The sequence below is a fragment of the Paraburkholderia sp. Ac-20347 genome (assembly GCF_017104805.1).
Classification (GTDB): Bacteria; Pseudomonadota; Gammaproteobacteria; order Burkholderiales; family Burkholderiaceae; genus Paraburkholderia; species Paraburkholderia tropica.
The window spans coordinates 1-14,383 of the sequence record NZ_JAAGPN010000203.1 but is presented as its reverse complement, the minus strand read 5'-3'; the positions used below and the strand labels follow the sequence as shown (position 1 = coordinate 14,383).

General features: G+C 63.5%; 11 protein-coding genes. 4 read left to right on the top strand and 7 right to left on the bottom strand.

What is annotated here, in order from left to right; all coding sequences use genetic code 11:
• A partial coding sequence (locus G3N97_RS28405; RefSeq protein WP_241030879.1) for a hypothetical protein occupies positions 1 to 218 on the bottom strand: 218 nt, incomplete at its 3' end.
• Between the two features lie 375 nt (positions 219 to 593).
• On the opposite strand from G3N97_RS28405, the gene G3N97_RS28400 reads away from it, so the two are divergent.
• On the top strand, positions 594 to 2,234 hold the full coding sequence (locus G3N97_RS28400; protein WP_241030880.1) for a POTRA domain-containing protein: 1,641 nt from the start codon (positions 594 to 596) through the stop codon (positions 2,232 to 2,234).
• A 186-nt stretch (positions 2,235 to 2,420) separates the two neighbouring features.
• Positions 2,421 to 2,906: a DUF2147 domain-containing protein gene (locus G3N97_RS28395; protein ID WP_205996312.1), complete on the top strand. Its 486-nt coding sequence runs from the start codon at positions 2,421 to 2,423 to the stop codon at positions 2,904 to 2,906.
• Between the two features lie 109 nt (positions 2,907 to 3,015).
• Here G3N97_RS28395 and G3N97_RS28390 read toward each other — a convergent pair whose 3' ends face one another.
• The 6 genes from G3N97_RS28390 to typA all read right to left on the bottom strand — a co-directional run bounded on the left by G3N97_RS28390 (position 3,016) and on the right by typA (position 12,798).
• Positions 3,016 to 3,459, bottom strand: coding sequence for a transposase (locus tag G3N97_RS28390; RefSeq protein WP_205996311.1), 444 nt, complete (start codon positions 3,457 to 3,459; stop codon positions 3,016 to 3,018).
• A gap of 178 nt (positions 3,460 to 3,637) precedes the next feature.
• Positions 3,638 to 4,735, bottom strand: a complete 1,098-nt coding sequence (zapE, locus tag G3N97_RS28385) for a cell division protein ZapE (RefSeq protein WP_205996310.1) — start codon at positions 4,733 to 4,735, stop codon at positions 3,638 to 3,640.
• 109 nt (positions 4,736 to 4,844) lie between these two features.
• Entirely contained in the window at positions 4,845 to 6,275 is a 1,431-nt protein-coding gene (gene lpdA / locus G3N97_RS28380; protein ID WP_205996309.1) for a dihydrolipoyl dehydrogenase, read from the bottom strand.
• 108 nt (positions 6,276 to 6,383) lie between these two features.
• Positions 6,384 to 7,658, bottom strand: a complete 1,275-nt coding sequence (gene odhB / locus G3N97_RS28375; RefSeq protein ID WP_065063139.1) for a 2-oxoglutarate dehydrogenase complex dihydrolipoyllysine-residue succinyltransferase — start codon at positions 7,656 to 7,658, stop codon at positions 6,384 to 6,386.
• A gap of 105 nt (positions 7,659 to 7,763) precedes the next feature.
• Positions 7,764 to 10,628 (bottom strand): 2-oxoglutarate dehydrogenase E1 component, encoded by a 2,865-nt coding sequence (locus G3N97_RS28370; protein WP_205996308.1) that lies wholly within the window; start codon positions 10,626 to 10,628, stop codon positions 7,764 to 7,766.
• Positions 10,629 to 10,977: 349 nt separating this feature from the next.
• Positions 10,978 to 12,798 (bottom strand): translational GTPase TypA, encoded by a 1,821-nt coding sequence (gene typA, locus G3N97_RS28365; protein ID WP_205996307.1) that lies wholly within the window; start codon positions 12,796 to 12,798, stop codon positions 10,978 to 10,980.
• Positions 12,799 to 13,255: 457 nt separating this feature from the next.
• On the opposite strand from typA, the gene G3N97_RS28360 reads away from it, so the two are divergent.
• Both G3N97_RS28360 and G3N97_RS28355 read left to right on the top strand, forming a co-directional pair.
• The gene (locus G3N97_RS28360; protein WP_205996306.1) at positions 13,256 to 13,774 is read left to right on the top strand and encodes a MarR family winged helix-turn-helix transcriptional regulator; all 519 of its coding nucleotides are present in this window, start codon (positions 13,256 to 13,258) and stop codon (positions 13,772 to 13,774) included.
• An 86-nt stretch (positions 13,775 to 13,860) separates the two neighbouring features.
• A partial coding sequence (locus tag G3N97_RS28355; RefSeq protein ID WP_205996305.1) for a TolC family protein occupies positions 13,861 to 14,383 on the top strand: 523 nt, incomplete at its 3' end.

Genomic DNA, 14,383 nt, shown 5'->3' with positions numbered 1-14,383 from the left:
ACGCCGCTCTTCCGATCTGTGCCGGTCGTCGGCAGCCTGCTCACGGGCGTCGTATCGACGGCGACGGGCGCGGCCGGCTCGACGACTTCGGGCAGCGGAACCAGCAGCGGCGGCGCGACCACGCTGCTCCAGCCGGTGACGGTGATCGTCGGCACGGTCACGGGCGCGCTGGGCGCCACGACCGGCAGCACGAGTTCGACAAGCAGTTCTGGCAGCACGAGTACATCGGGGGGACTACTGAGCGGCTTGCTGCATAAGCTGCCGTAGCGCGCGCAACAATCATCGGGCAACATGAGCGACGCGTGACGCGGCCTCTGGAGAGGGAAAGCCGCGCGCGCGTTGCCGGACAAGAACGGCAAGGTAGTACGTAGTCCGCAGGAATAAACACTGGCAATCAGGGAGCCACAGACCGCCGAAAAGGCGGCACAAAGAGGCGGCGCGCACCGGAAGCTTCAGGGAAACCGGGCGCGCCGTCCGACAAGTCCGAGGGTAGTCCGATGAAAGGCGCAGTCGCAGAATTGGCCGTGCTCGCAACGTTGGGGGTGATGGCGAGCGCCGGCTTGACGGGGGTGGCAGTAGCACAACAGAACCGGCTGGCGTCGGGCGGCAATCCTCCTGCGGGCAATCCCGCCGGGGGCAATCCGCTCGACGCACTGCCGCAGATCAACGCGCCGCAGAAGGCGCCGAACGTGACCGTGCAGGTGCAGCAGCAGTCGCCTCAGCTGCAGCAGTTGCTGGCCACGCATCTCACGCCGACCACCTTCAAGGTCGAGGGCGTGAAATCGATTCCATTCGACGAGGTCGCGCAACGTTTCGCGCCGCTCGCGAATCACGACATCACGATCGGCCAGCTGATCGAGACGGCCAACGGCGTGACGAAGCTCTATCAGGATCGCGGCTACGCGCTCTCGTTCGCGTTCGTGCCCGCGCAGGATTTCGCGGGCGGCGTCGTGCGCATCACGGTCGTCGAAGGTTATGTGGGCACCGTGACGATCACCGGCAAGCCGGGCAAGCTCGAAGACAAGATGCGCGCGATCGCCGCGCATATCGTCGAGGACCGGCCGCTGCGCACGTCCACGTTCCAGCGCTATATCAACGTGCTCGGCCTGCTGCCCGGGCTCAAGGTGAAGGCCAACGTGCCGCCGCCCACGAGCACCGACGGCGCCACCACGCTCGAACTCGACGCCACGCAGAAGCCGTACGACATCAGCACCGGCATCGACTTCAATCATCCGGGCGTGCAGGGTCTGCTCACGCTGACCGAAAACGGTTTGACGCCGTTCGGCGAACAGTTGAGCGTGTCCGCGCTGCTGCCGAAGGGACGCGACAACGTCACCTATCTGTCCGCGCACGCGGCCGTGCCGATCGCGAGCGACGGTCTCATGGCGAAGGTCGATGCCTCGCACTATCGCGGCAATCCGACCAACAATCCCGGCCTGCCCGGTTACGTGGAGCGCACGGTCATCAGCGACAAGATCACGGGCTCGCTCTCCTACCCGCTGCTGCTCAGCAACACGCGCAGCGTGGTGGGCACCGCGAGCGTGTACGCGGCGCACGATGAGGATCGCTATCACAACACCCTCAACGGCTTTCAGTACGACACGCATTCGCAGGTGCGCGTGCTGCAGCTGCAAGCCGATTACGCCGACGTGCAGACGGGCCAGGTGCGCAAGGCGAGCATCGCGGTCGCGAAGGGCTTCAACATTCTGGGCGCGTCCAAGGGCGCCGATACCAACATTCCGGGCGTGGTGCTGCAAAACCCCGTCTCGCTGAATTTCGTGCGCACCACGGGGTCCGCCTCGCAGACCAACGACTGGCCGATGGGCTTCGGCACGTCCGTGGCGATCACGGGCCAGTACAGCCCGGTCACGCTGCCGACTTCGGAACAGATCTCGTTCGGCGCGCAGCGTTTCGCGGCGGGCTACGAGCCGGGCGAAGCGTCGGGCGATTCGGGCTGGGCCTTCCTGCTCGAACTGAATCATCCGTTCAAGATCGGCCAGGCGTGGCTGCAGACGATCACGCCGTATGTCTCGTTCGACATGGCGCGCGTGTATCTGCATGCGGGTACGCCCTCGCCTTCGCGGCTGTCGTCGGCGTCGTTCGGTTTTCGCATTTCCGACGGCAAGTACTACAGCCTCGATCTGTCCGTCGCGAAAGCGCTCGCCGATGCGCCGGTCGAGAGTCCGTCGCGCAGCCCGCGCATCAACGCGACGTTCTCTTACCAGCTCAACTGATGCGGACGGCGCACGCGGCACGGCACGTGCGGCAATCCGCGTGCCGTGCGCGCCGCGCCGACTAGAGTTCCTACTCGCAAACGCGCGCGGCGCTTTCGCGTATCCTGCCCTGACTGCATGAGCGCGCCATCGCGGCGCGCCCCTGCATGCGGTCGCACACACATAAACATCAGTGGAGGAAGACACATGAACCGGATCAACGGTCGCACTATTTCGTTCGCCGCACGCGCGGCGCGTCAGCTCGCGCTGGCCGGCGCACTGCTGGGCGGCATCGCCGCCGCGCATGCGCAGGACAGCTCGCCCGTCGGGGTCTGGCAGACCATCGACGATCACACCGGCCAGCCGAAAGCGCTCGTGCAGATCAGCGACGACGGCAGCGGCGGCCTGAGCGGCAAGGTCATCAAGGGACTGGGGCCGAACGATCAGCCCGATCGCCGCTGCACCGCCTGCACGGACTCGCGCAAGGACCAGCTGATCCTCGGCATGACGATCATCGACAGCATGAAAAAGGCCGGCAACGACTACGACGGCGGCCATATTCTCGATCCGGAAAACGGCAAGATCTATAGCTGCAAGATGCACACGGAAGACGGCGGCCAGAAGCTCGTGGTGCGCGGCTATCTGGGCATCGCGCTGCTCGGCCGGTCGCAGACCTGGGTGCGTCAGCAGTAAGCGGTAAGCGGCGTGACTCGCGAACACGCGCCACGCCGACCTTCAGCATGAAAAAAGCCGCCTGAATTCAGGCGGCTTTTTCTTTCTCGACATACGTCAACGCGGCGCGTCAAACCGTGTGGCGATACACCGATCGATAGCTGAACGGCTGGGGCACACCGGGCGCGGCCGGCGAGAACGGCGAATTGCGCATCGGCAGTTCTTCCTGGGTGCGCGCGGCCTTTTCGGCGCGGCTTGCGTGCCTGCGCATGCGCGTTTCAATCGCGCCGCACAGCGCCGCGCCCTCTTCGCCGAACAATTCGCCCATCACGGCCTTGAGGACGCCTTCGTCGTGCCACGCCTTGAAGCGGCGATGGCAGGTCTGATAGGACGGATAGCGGCGCGGCATGGCCGACCACGTGGCGCCGCTGTACATGACCCACAGCACGCCGTTGAGCACCGAGCGGGTATTGGCCAGCGGTCGGCCGCGCAGTTCGGAGCGCGGGCGCAGTTCGGGCAGCAGCGGCAACACGCGTTGCCACTCTTCCTCGGTGATATCGCGATGCGGCGTCATGGAGTTCTCCTTGGTCAGAACGGTTCTGAACCAACGATATCCACTCGCCCCCGCGGGCCATATCAGACGAGTCCGAATCTTGAAAAAACACTTCGGACTCTATTTTTGCGATGCCGCAGGGTGCGCACCTGTGCGCGCGACCTGCGAGGTGTCGCAGGTCAAACCACTACGCAAACGCTCAGGTCAGCGTCGTATCGACGATGCGGCGCGGCGTTTCGAGATACTCCTTCGACTGCATTTCGACGATCCGCGAAACCGTGCGCGTGAATTCGTTCGCCATCGGACCTTCGGGATACAGATCCTCGGGCGGCACCGCGGCCGACATCAGCAGCTTGACCTTGTGGTCGTAGAACACGTCGATGAGCCAGGTGAAGCGGCGCGCCTCGGAGGCCATGCGCGGCGTCATCTGCGGCACGTCGGAGAGAATCACGGCGTGAAAACGGCTCGCCAGTTCGAGATAGTCGTTCTGCGAGCGCGGACCGCCGCACAGCGTGGCGAAGTCGAACCACACCACGCCATCGGCCTTGCGCAGCGCCTTGAGTTCGCGCTTCTCGATGTGCAGGATCGGGCTTTCGTCGGGCACCGCGGCCAGTTGCGAGAACGAGTGGCGCAGCGCCTTGTCGGCGGCGGCGCCCAGCGGCGTGTGATAGACCTCGACCTGCGCGAGCGTGCGCTGGCGATAGTCGACACCGGCATCGACGTTCAGGACATCGAGCTTTTCCTTGATCAGGTCGATGGCGGGCAGCATGCGGTCGCGATGCAGGCCGTCGGGATAAAGCAGATCGGGATCGTAGTTGGACGTCATCACGAACTGCACGCCGTTCGCGAACAGGCGGTCGAGCAGGCGATACAGGATCATCGCGTCGGCGATGTCCGAGACGTGGAATTCGTCGAAACAGATCAGGCGATAACGCTTCGCGATGCGGCGCGCGAGTTCGTCGAGCGGATCGGCCTGGCCTTTGAGTTCTTCGAGTTCGCGATGCACTTCGCGCATGAACTCGTGGAAATGCAGACGCGTTTTGCGCTGCACCGGCACGACCGCGTAGAAACTGTCCATCAGGAAGCTCTTGCCGCGCCCCACCCCGCCCCACATGTAGACGCCGCGCGGCAGATCGGGACGGTTGATGAGTTTCCAGAACGCGTTCGAGCGACGCGACTTGTATTCGACCCACTCGTCGTAGCACCGCTGCAGCCGCTCGATCGCGACGCGCTGCGCCGCATCCGGTTTGTATCCGCGTTTCTGCAGTTCGTTTTCGTAGTATTCGGTGACGTTCATTTCGTGAGCCGCAAATGAGTAAAGGCGGGCGGGTATTCGAACCCGTCCGCCTCTGTACGTGATGCAGGTGCTGCAAGGCCGGAACGCTGACGCGCCCGGCCTCAGGCGCTTACATGTTGAGCGCGCGCTTGTCGACGGCAAGTGCCGCTTCGCGCATGACTTCGGACAGCGACGGGTGCGGATGGCAGATGCGGCCGATGTCTTCGGCGGCAGCCTTGAATTCCATCGCCACCACGGCTTCCGCGATCAGGTCCGATGCGTTCGCCGAGATGATGTGCACGCCGAGCAGTTCGTCGGTTTTCGCGTCGGCGATCATCTTCACAAAGCCGTCGGCCTTGTTGATGCCGAGCGCGCGGCCGTTCGCCATGAACGGGAACTGGCCCGTCTTGATGTCGCGGCCTTCAGCCTTGAGCTGCTGTTCCGTCTTGCCGACCCACGCGATTTCCGGTTCGGTGTAGATCACCCACGGAATGCAGTTGTAGTCGATGTGCGGCTTCTGGCCGTCGATCACTTCCGCGACCAGCACGCCTTCGTCTTCGGCCTTGTGCGCGAGCATCGGGCCGCGCACCACGTCGCCGATCGCGTAGACGTTCGGCACCGACGTTGCGCAGTGGTCATCGACGTCGATGAAGCCGCGCTCGTTGGCCTTCAGGCCGATCGCTTCGAGACCGAGGTTGTCGGTGTTCGGCACGCGGCCAACCGACACGATCAGGCGGTCGGCTTCGAGCACTTGCGCGTTGCCGTCCTTGTCCGTGTAGTTGATCGTGACGTTCTTGTCCGTCGCCTTCACTTCGCCGACCTTCACGCCAACGTGAATGTCGAGACCCTGCTTCTTGAAGAGCTTCGCAGCTTCCTTCGAGAGCGCCTGGTCAGCGGCGCCGAGGAATTCCGGCAGCGCTTCGAGGATCGTGACGTCGGCGCCCAGACGGCGCCACACCGAACCCAGTTCCAGACCGATCACGCCTGCGCCGATCACGGCCAGCTTCTTCGGCACCGAGTCGAACGTCAGCGCGCCTTCGTTGTCGGCGATGATCTTGTTGTCGACCGGCATGCCCGGCAGGTGACGCGCCTTCGAACCCGTCGCGATGATGACGTTCTTCGCCGTCACGACTTCGGTTTCGCCTTCGCCCGAGACTTCGATCTGCACGCCGGCGTCGTTCTTGCCGGTGAACTTGCCGTGACCCTTGAGCCACGTGATCTTGTTCTTGCGGAACAGGAATTCGATACCCTTCGTCATCTTCTCGACGATGCCGTCCTTGCGGGCGAGCATCTTCGCGACGTCGATCTTCACGTCACCCACGCTGATGCCGTGGTCGACGAGATGATGCGCGGCGTTTTCGAACTCTTCCGACGAGGCGAGCAGCGCCTTCGACGGAATGCAGCCGACGTTCAGGCAGGTGCCGCCGAGCTTCAGCGCGCCGGCCGGGTTCTTCCACTTTTCGATACACGCAACCGACTTGCCGAGCTGCGCGGCGCGGATCGCCGCGATATAGCCGCCGGGGCCGGCGCCGATCACGACGACGTCAAATTCTTTGGACATGGTCATCCTTTCGATACGTGAGCGCGGCGCGCGAATGCCGGTTTCCGGAATTCGCGCGCACGCCGCTCAGTGTGAGACTCAATACGCGATGCTTGAGCGACGCTGTGATTACAGGTCGAGCAGCAGGCGCGCCGGATCTTCCAGCGCGTCCTTCATCGCGACCAGCGACAGGACGGCTTCGCGGCCGTCGATGATGCGGTGGTCGTACGACATCGCGAGGTAGTTCATCGGGCGGATCACGATCTGGCCGTTTTCCACAACCGCGCGTTCCTTGGTCGCGTGCACGCCGAGGATCGCCGACTGCGGCGGGTTGATGATCGGGGTCGAGAGCATCGAGCCGAACACGCCGCCGTTCGAGATCGAGAACGTACCGCCCGTCATTTCTTCGATCGACAGCTTGCCGTCCTTGGCCTTCTGACCGAATTCGGCGATCTTCTTCTCGATGTCGGCGAGGCTCATCTGGTCTGCGTTGCGCAGGATGGGCACCACCAGGCCGCGCGGCGAACCGACGGCGATACCGATGTCGAAGTAGCCGTGATAGACGATGTCGTTACCGTCGATCGACGCGTTCACGAGCGGGAACTTCTTGAGGGCGTGAACCGCGGCCTTCACGAAGAACGACATGAAGCCGAGCTTCACGCCATGTTCCTTCTCGAACTTGTCCTTGTACTTGTTGCGCAGATCCATGACCGGCGCCATGTTCACTTCGTTGAACGTCGTGAGGATGGCGTTGGTTTGCTGCGACTCGAGCAGACGCTCGGCGATACGCGCACGCAGACGCGACATCGGCACGCGCTGTTCCGGACGGTCGTTCAGCCAGTTGGCGGCCGATGCCGGTGCGTTGACTTGCGGCAGCGCGGGCTTGGCGGCAGCCGGCTTGCCAGCCGGTGCGGCTGCGGGCGCAGCCTTCGGCGCGCCTGCGCCGAGCACGTCCTGCTTCGTGATGCGGCCGTCGCGGCCCGTGCCGGCGACGTCGCCGCCAGCCAGACCCTTCTCCGCCATCAGCTTGGTCGCTGCGGGCGAGGCGATGTTGCTGCTCGACGTCGAAGCGGCTGCAGCAGCCGGTGCTGCCGCGGGCGCGGCGGCCGGTGCGGCTGCCGGCGCTGCGGCGGCTGCGGGTGCAGCTGCGGCGCCAGCCTTGCCTTCCGTGTCGATGCGTGCGATGACCTGTTCGCTCGTGACGGTCGCGCCGTCGCCGATCAGCACTTCAGCCAGCACGCCGGCTGCCGGCGCGGGCACTTCGAGCACGACCTTGTCGGTTTCGATTTCGATGACGACTTCGTCCTGAGCGATCGCTTCGCCCGGCTTCTTCTTCCACTGCAGCATCGTGCCTTCCGACACCGACTCCGAGAACTGCGGGACCTTGACTTCAACAATAGCCATTTGATGTTCCTGAATACGTATCTGGGTACGAACCGGGTCGCGCATCTGAGCGCGGGAAAGCGCGCGATCCGATCGCACGCTTTCCCGGTTCGTTAGCTCATATGCTTATTTCGCGACCTGCGCGCCCTTCAGGCGGCCGAACGCACCTTCGATCAGCGTCTTCTGCTGTTCGTAATGCTTCGCGTAGTAGCCGACAGCCGGCGAGGCCGAAGCCGGACGGCCGCTGTACGCGAGCTTCTGTCCTTCCTTCATGCCTTCCTTCAGGTGGTGCTCGATGTAGAACCACGGGCCCTGATTCTGCGGCTCGTCCTGCACCCAGACCACTTCGGTCGCGTTGTCGTACTTCTTGATTTCCGCTTCGAACTGCTTGTGCGCGAACGGATAGAGCTGTTCGATACGGATGATCGCGACGTCGTTTGCCTTCGCTTCGCGGCGATGCGCGACGAGGTCGAAGTACACGCGGCCCGAGCAGGCCACCACGCGCTTGACCTTCTTCGCGTCGATCGACTCGTCCGCTTCGCCGATGACCGGCTGGAACGTGCCCTTCGCGAGTTCGGACAGATCCGACACGGCTTCCTTGTGACGCAGCAGCGACTTCGGCGTGAAGATGATCAGCGGCTTGCGGAACAGACGGATCATCTGGCGGCGCAGCACGTGGAAGATCTGGGCCGGCGTGGTCGGCTGAACGACCTGCATGTTGTGCTCGGCGCACAGCTGCAGGAAACGTTCGATACGCGCCGACGAGTGCTCCGGACCCTGGCCTTCGTAGCCGTGCGGCAGCAGCATCGTGAGACCCGAAACGCGGCCCCACTTCACTTCGCCCGACGAGATGAACTGGTCGATCACGACCTGCGCACCGTTGACGAAGTCGCCGAACTGGCCTTCCCACGCGACGAGCGTGTTCGGTTCAGCCGTCGAGTAGCCGTATTCGAAGCCCAGCACTGCTTCTTCCGACAGCACCGAGTCGATCACCGTGAACTTCGCCTGGTTGTCGGCGATGTTCTGCAGCGGGATGTACGTGCCGTCGTTCCAGCGTTCGCGGTTCTGATCGTGCAGAACGGCGTGACGGTGCGTGAACGTGCCACGGCCCGAATCCTGACCCGTCAGGCGCACAGCGTAGCCCGACGCGACCAGCGATGCGTACGCGAGGTGTTCGCCCATGCCCCAGTCGAGCTTCGATTCGCCCTTGCCCATCGCGCGGCGGTCGTTGATGACGCGCTCGACCAGCGGGTGAACCTTGAAGTTCTCGGGGATCGTGGTGATGCGTTCGGCCAGACGCTTGAGTTCCGCGAGCGGCACTGCCGTGTCGGCAGCGTCGGTCCACTTGCGGTTCAGGAACGGCACCCAGTCCACCGCGTACTTGCTCTTGTAGTTCGAGAGCACCGGGTCGACGGTGTGGTGGCCTTCGTCCATCGCGGCGCGGTACGCCTTGACGTAGTTGTCGCCGTCTTCCGCCGAAATGACGCCCTGCTGCACGAGCTTTTCTGCGTAAAGCGCACGGGTGCCCGGGTGCTTCGCGATCGTCTTGTACATCAGCGGCTGCGTGACCGCCGGGGTGTCCTGCTCGTTGTGGCCGAGCTTGCGGAAGCAGATGATGTCGACGACGACATCCTTGTGGTACTGCATGCGGAATTCGACCGCGAGCTGGATCGCCAGCACGACCGCTTCCGGATCGTCGCCGTTCACGTGCAGCACCGGCGCTTCGATCATCTTGACCACGTCGGTACAGTACAGCGTCGAGCGCGCATCGCGCGGGTCCGACGTCGTGAAGCCGATCTGGTTGTTGATGACGATGTGCAGCGTGCCGTGCGTGCCGTAACCACGCGTTTGCGCGAGGTTCAGCGTTTCCATCACGACGCCCTGACCTGCGAAGGCCGCGTCGCCGTGGATCTGCACCGGCAGCACTTGAAGGCCGTTGTCGTCGCCGCGGCGATCCATACGGGCCTTCGCCGAACCCTCGACCACCGGGTTGACGATTTCAAGGTGCGACGGGTTGAACGCGAGCGACAGGTGGACCGGGCCGCCTTCGGTTGCGACGTCCGACGAGAAGCCCTTGTGGTACTTGACGTCGCCAGCCGGCAGGTCGTCGACGTGCTTGCCTTCGAATTCGGCGAACAGGTCAGCCGGCATCTTGCCGAGCGTATTGACCAGCACGTTCAGACGGCCGCGGTGGGCCATGCCGATGACGATTTCCTGCACGCCCTTCGCGCCTGCGTGACGGACGACTTCGTCCATCGCGGCGATGAAGGATTCGCCGCCTTCGAGCGAGAAGCGCTTCTGGCCGACGTACTTGGTGTGCAGGAAGCGCTCGAGGCCTTCAGCAGCCGTGAGGCGCTGGAGGATGTGCTTCTTCTTGTCGTTCGTGAAGTTCGGCGTCGAGCGGATCGACTCGAGGCGTTCCTTCCACCAGCGCTTCTGTTCCGGGTCGCTGATGTACATGTACTCGGCGCCGATCGTGCCGCAGTACGTGTCGCGCAGCGCCTTCACGATCTCGCGCAGCGTCGCGCGCTCGAAACCGAAATACAGGTTCGTGGCGCTGAACGTCTGGTCCATATCGGCTTCAGTGAAGTCGTAGAACGCAGGTTCGAGTTCGGGGATAGGCGGACGCTCGCGACGCTTCAGCGGATCCAGGTTGGCCCATTGCGAGCCCAGGAAGCGATATGCGCCGATGAGGGACTGAACGTAGACCTGCTTGCGAGCCGTGGCGAGGTCTTCGCCGCCGCCCTTCGGGACGAAAGCATTGGCTTTCGCGCGCTGGGCAAACGACTCGACGATCGGGCCGTGTGCGACATCGCTGTCGGCCGAACCGCTCGACGACGGCACGTTTTGCAGTGCGTCGAAGTATTCACGCCATTGGTCCGGAACGGACGCAGGGTTGTCAAGATATGCTTCGTATAGCTCTTCGACATACGGAGCATTGCCGCCGAACAGATAGGAGTTCAGCTGGAATTGCTTCATCGTTTCCGACATTTACGCTCACCTTTCTTCGAGTTTCTCGAGAAATAGCGGGTTACTCAACCTTCCGCGCCACGGCCTGACCGTTTAGCGGATTGCGAATCAAGTCTGCTTGGAAGGACCTAAATCATGCATCCGCGGAGGATAGCACATAAGTGATACTTCCCATAAGATGCAATGCGACACAGGACCGCACGCAAACCCTTGCTCCATGGGCTTTGGCGGTACTTTGCAACTTTTACAACAGACTCTTCCGGCACTGCGAGGCAATCCCCGCCGGACGCAAAAAAGCCGCCCAGACAGCGGCGGCTTTCTTGTTTTCTTACATGCATTGCAGTGCGCGAAAAAGTTTCGACAGCAAACTTTACTCGGCTTCGCGGCTTGCGCGGCGACGCTCGTGCTCTTTCAGGTGACGCTTGCGCAGGCGGATCGACTGCGGCGTCACTTCCACGAGTTCGTCGTCGTCGATGAATTCGACCGCGTACTCGAGCGACATCTGGATCGGCGGAACCAGGCGCACGGCTTCGTCGGTGCCCGAGGCGCGCACGTTGGTGAGCTGCTTGCCCTTGATCGGGTTCACGACGAGGTCGTTGTCGCGGCTATGGATACCGATGATCATGCCTTCGTACAGCGCGTCGCCCGGCTTCACGAACATGCGGCCGCGATCCTGCAGCTTCCACAGTGCGTAGGCAACAGCGGCGCCGTCGTCCTGCGAGATCAGCACGCCGTTGCGACGCTCGCCGAGCGTACCTTCCTTGACCGGACCGTATGCGTCGAACACGTGGCTCATCAGGCCCGTGCCGCGCGTGAGCGTCATGAATTCGCCCTGGAAGCCGATCAGGCCACGCGCCGGAATGCGGTACTCGAGACGCGTACGGCCCTGGCCATCCGACGCCATGTCGAGCATTTCGCCCTTACGGCGGCCCAGTTCTTCCATCACGCCGCCCTGGTTGGCGTCTTCGACGTCAACGGTCAGCATTTCGTACGGCTCCTGCTTCACGCCGTCGACTTCGTGCAGGACCACGCGCGGACGCGACACGGCCAGCTCGTAGCCTTCACGGCGCATGTTTTCGATCAGGATGGTCAGGTGCAGTTCGCCGCGGCCCGACACTTCGAACGTGGTTTCGTCGCCCGTGTCCTTCACGCGCAGCGCCACGTTGTGGTTCAGTTCCTTGGTCAGACGGTCGCGGATCTGGCGGCTCGTCACGAACTTGCCTTCCTTGCCGGCGAGCGGCGACGAATTCACGAGGAAGTTCATCGTCAGCGTCGGCTCGTCGACCGTGATCATCGGCAGCGCTTCGGGGTTGTCGACCGCGCAGATGGTCGCGCCGATACCGATATCTTCGATACCGTTGATCAGCACGATGTCCCCGGCCTCAGCCGCTTCGACCTGCACGCGCTCCAGGCCGCTGAATGCCAGCACCTGGTTGATCTTGCGGTTCAGGACCTGGCCTTCCGGGCCAAAGCGCAGCGCAACCGGCTGACCCGGCTTGATACGACCGCGCTTGATACGGCCCACGCCGATACGGCCAACGTAAGCCGAGTAGTCGAGCGAGGTGATCTGGAGCTGCAGGCCGCCTTCCGGATCGGCGTCACGGACCGGCACGTGTTCGAGCACGGCGTCGAACAGCGGGCGCATATCGCCGCCACGCGCTTCCGGCGACAGCGATGCGTAGCCGTTCAGGCCCGATGCGTACACGATCGGGAAGTCGAGCTGCTCTTCGGTCGCGCCGAGCTTGTCGAACAGGTCGAACGTCTGGTTGATCACCCAGTCGATACGCGCGCCCGGACGGTCGATCTTGTTGACGACGACGATCGGCTTGAGGCCGAGCGCGAGCGCCTTCTTGGTCACGAAGCGCGTTTGCGGCATCGGGCCTTCAACGGCGTCGACGAGCAGCAGCACCGAGTCGACCATCGACAGCACGCGTTCCACTTCGCCGCCGAAGTCGGCGTGGCCCGGGGTGTCGACGATGTTGATGTGCGTGCCTTCGTACTCGACCGCGCAGTTCTTCGAAAGAATCGTGATGCCACGCTCTTTTTCGATGTCGTTCGAGTCCATCACGCGCTCGGCGACCTGCTGGTTGTCACGGAACGTGGCGGTCTGACGGAGGAGCTGGTCGACGAGCGTGGTCTTGCCGTGGTCGACGTGGGCAATGATGGCAATGTTGCGTAGGGCGCGGGACATAGGAACCTGGGTACAGTTAAGAGTGCGCGGCAGCGCGCCCGGGCGGGCGAGCGCTACACAGCCGGCCACATAGCCGGATGGGGCATCGCGACCACCGCCCGCCTCTTCCGGACGGATCCGGAGGCTCGATTCGGCAGCGCTGCAATGGCGCACTTTTGGGAACCTGAAATTATAGCACGCGTAGATGAATTGATCAGGCGCATATCCGATCTTTCCATCACGGGCCGCCGCGACCTGCCCGAAACGCTACGCAGACGGCAGCAAACAAGGGACGGGACGAGGACTCGCGGGTTCCGCAGCGGCGCGGCGCGGAATCTCAATTTTCTCACGTCCTGCGCGCGACATTAAGACCCTATCCGGCAAAGGTTATTCGGCCCCTTCACAATAAAACCTTGTCGCGTCAACTAACGTTTCTTATAATCCCTGCCTGGTCAATCATTGCAGTCGCAGCAGAAACATGACGGATCCGATCCCTGTACCGCCGCCCGAAATCCGCGATTACGATCTCGGCGAGAGCGTCGGCTACCTGCTCGCGCGGGCCAAGACGAGCATGTCGAACATGGTCACGCAGCGCACGCTCGCCGAGCTGGGCATCACCAGCCAGCAGGCCAGCGTGCTGTTCATGGTGGCCAGCGGCAAGTGCCTGCTCGCCGCCGAACTCGCGCGCGAATACGGCATCGACGCCAGCGCGGTCACGCGTCTCGTCGACCGGCTGGAGAAGCGCGGCCTCCTCAAGCGCGTGCGCAGCTCCGAAGACCGCCGCGCCGTGCGCCTTGCGCTGACGCCCGAAGGCGAAGCCATCGCGCGCCGCATGCCGGCCATCTTCACGAGCGTGACGGAAACGCTCGCCGCCGGTTTCACGCCCGAAGAGGTGGGCTTTCTGAAGAACATGTTGCGACGGGTTCTCGCCAATAGCTGCGATGCTAGCCAGAACGCGAATCCGGCAGCCGGGCAAAATCCGCCGGCCAATTCATGACAGGGCAAGCAAATTTGAAACCGGCAAACAAGAAAATAGCTGCATCGTCCAGTATCACCTCACCTTCTCACGCAACGAGACGAGCAATGAAATCCCAAACCCAGTTTGCGCCAGCGCTGTCGTGCCGGGCCGCGGTGACCGCCGCGATCGCCGCGCTCGCGCTCTCGGGCTGCGCGAACTACATCGGCATTAAGAGCGACAAGACGCTCGCGCAGCCGCAGCAGTTCGAGTCGTCGCAGAGCATTCCGGCGCAAGGCGGCCAGTGGCCCGCGTTCGACTGGGCGAGCCAGTTCGGCGATCCGCAGCTCCAGAAGCTGATCGACGAAGCGCTCGATGGCAGTCCGACCATCGCGCAGGCGCAGGCGCGCATTGCCAAGGCGTCGTCGTACATCGAAACGTCGAAATCGGCGCTCTATCCGAAGGCCAACGCGAGCTACTCGTGGACCCGCGAGCTCTATTCGGCGAACGGGCTGTTCCCGCCGCCCTACGGCGGCAGCTGGTACAGCGAAAACAACGTGCTCGCGAGCGCGTCGTGGGATCTCGACCTGTGGGGTAAAAACCGCCAACGACTCGCGCAGGCGGTCTCCGCGCAGCGCGCCGCCGAAGCCG

What these genes read in the sequence shown, in the direction of transcription:
- G3N97_RS28395 (WP_205996312.1), top strand. Translation starts at nt 2,421, where the DNA reads ATGAACCGGATCAACGGTCGCACTATTTCGTTCGCCGCACGCGCGGCG.
- G3N97_RS28390 (WP_205996311.1), bottom strand. Translation starts at nt 3,459, where the DNA reads ATGACGCCGCATCGCGATATCACCGAGGAAGAGTGGCAACGCGTGTTG.
- zapE (WP_205996310.1), bottom strand. Translation starts at nt 4,735, where the DNA reads ATGAACGTCACCGAATACTACGAAAACGAACTGCAGAAACGCGGATAC.
- lpdA (WP_205996309.1), bottom strand. Translation starts at nt 6,275, where the DNA reads ATGTCCAAAGAATTTGACGTCGTCGTGATCGGCGCCGGCCCCGGCGGC.
- odhB (WP_065063139.1), bottom strand. Translation starts at nt 7,658, where the DNA reads ATGGCTATTGTTGAAGTCAAGGTCCCGCAGTTCTCGGAGTCGGTGTCG.
- G3N97_RS28370 (WP_205996308.1), bottom strand. Translation starts at nt 10,628, where the DNA reads ATGTCGGAAACGATGAAGCAATTCCAGCTGAACTCCTATCTGTTCGGC.
- typA (WP_205996307.1), bottom strand. Translation starts at nt 12,798, where the DNA reads ATGTCCCGCGCCCTACGCAACATTGCCATCATTGCCCACGTCGACCAC.
- G3N97_RS28360 (WP_205996306.1), top strand. Translation starts at nt 13,256, where the DNA reads ATGACGGATCCGATCCCTGTACCGCCGCCCGAAATCCGCGATTACGAT.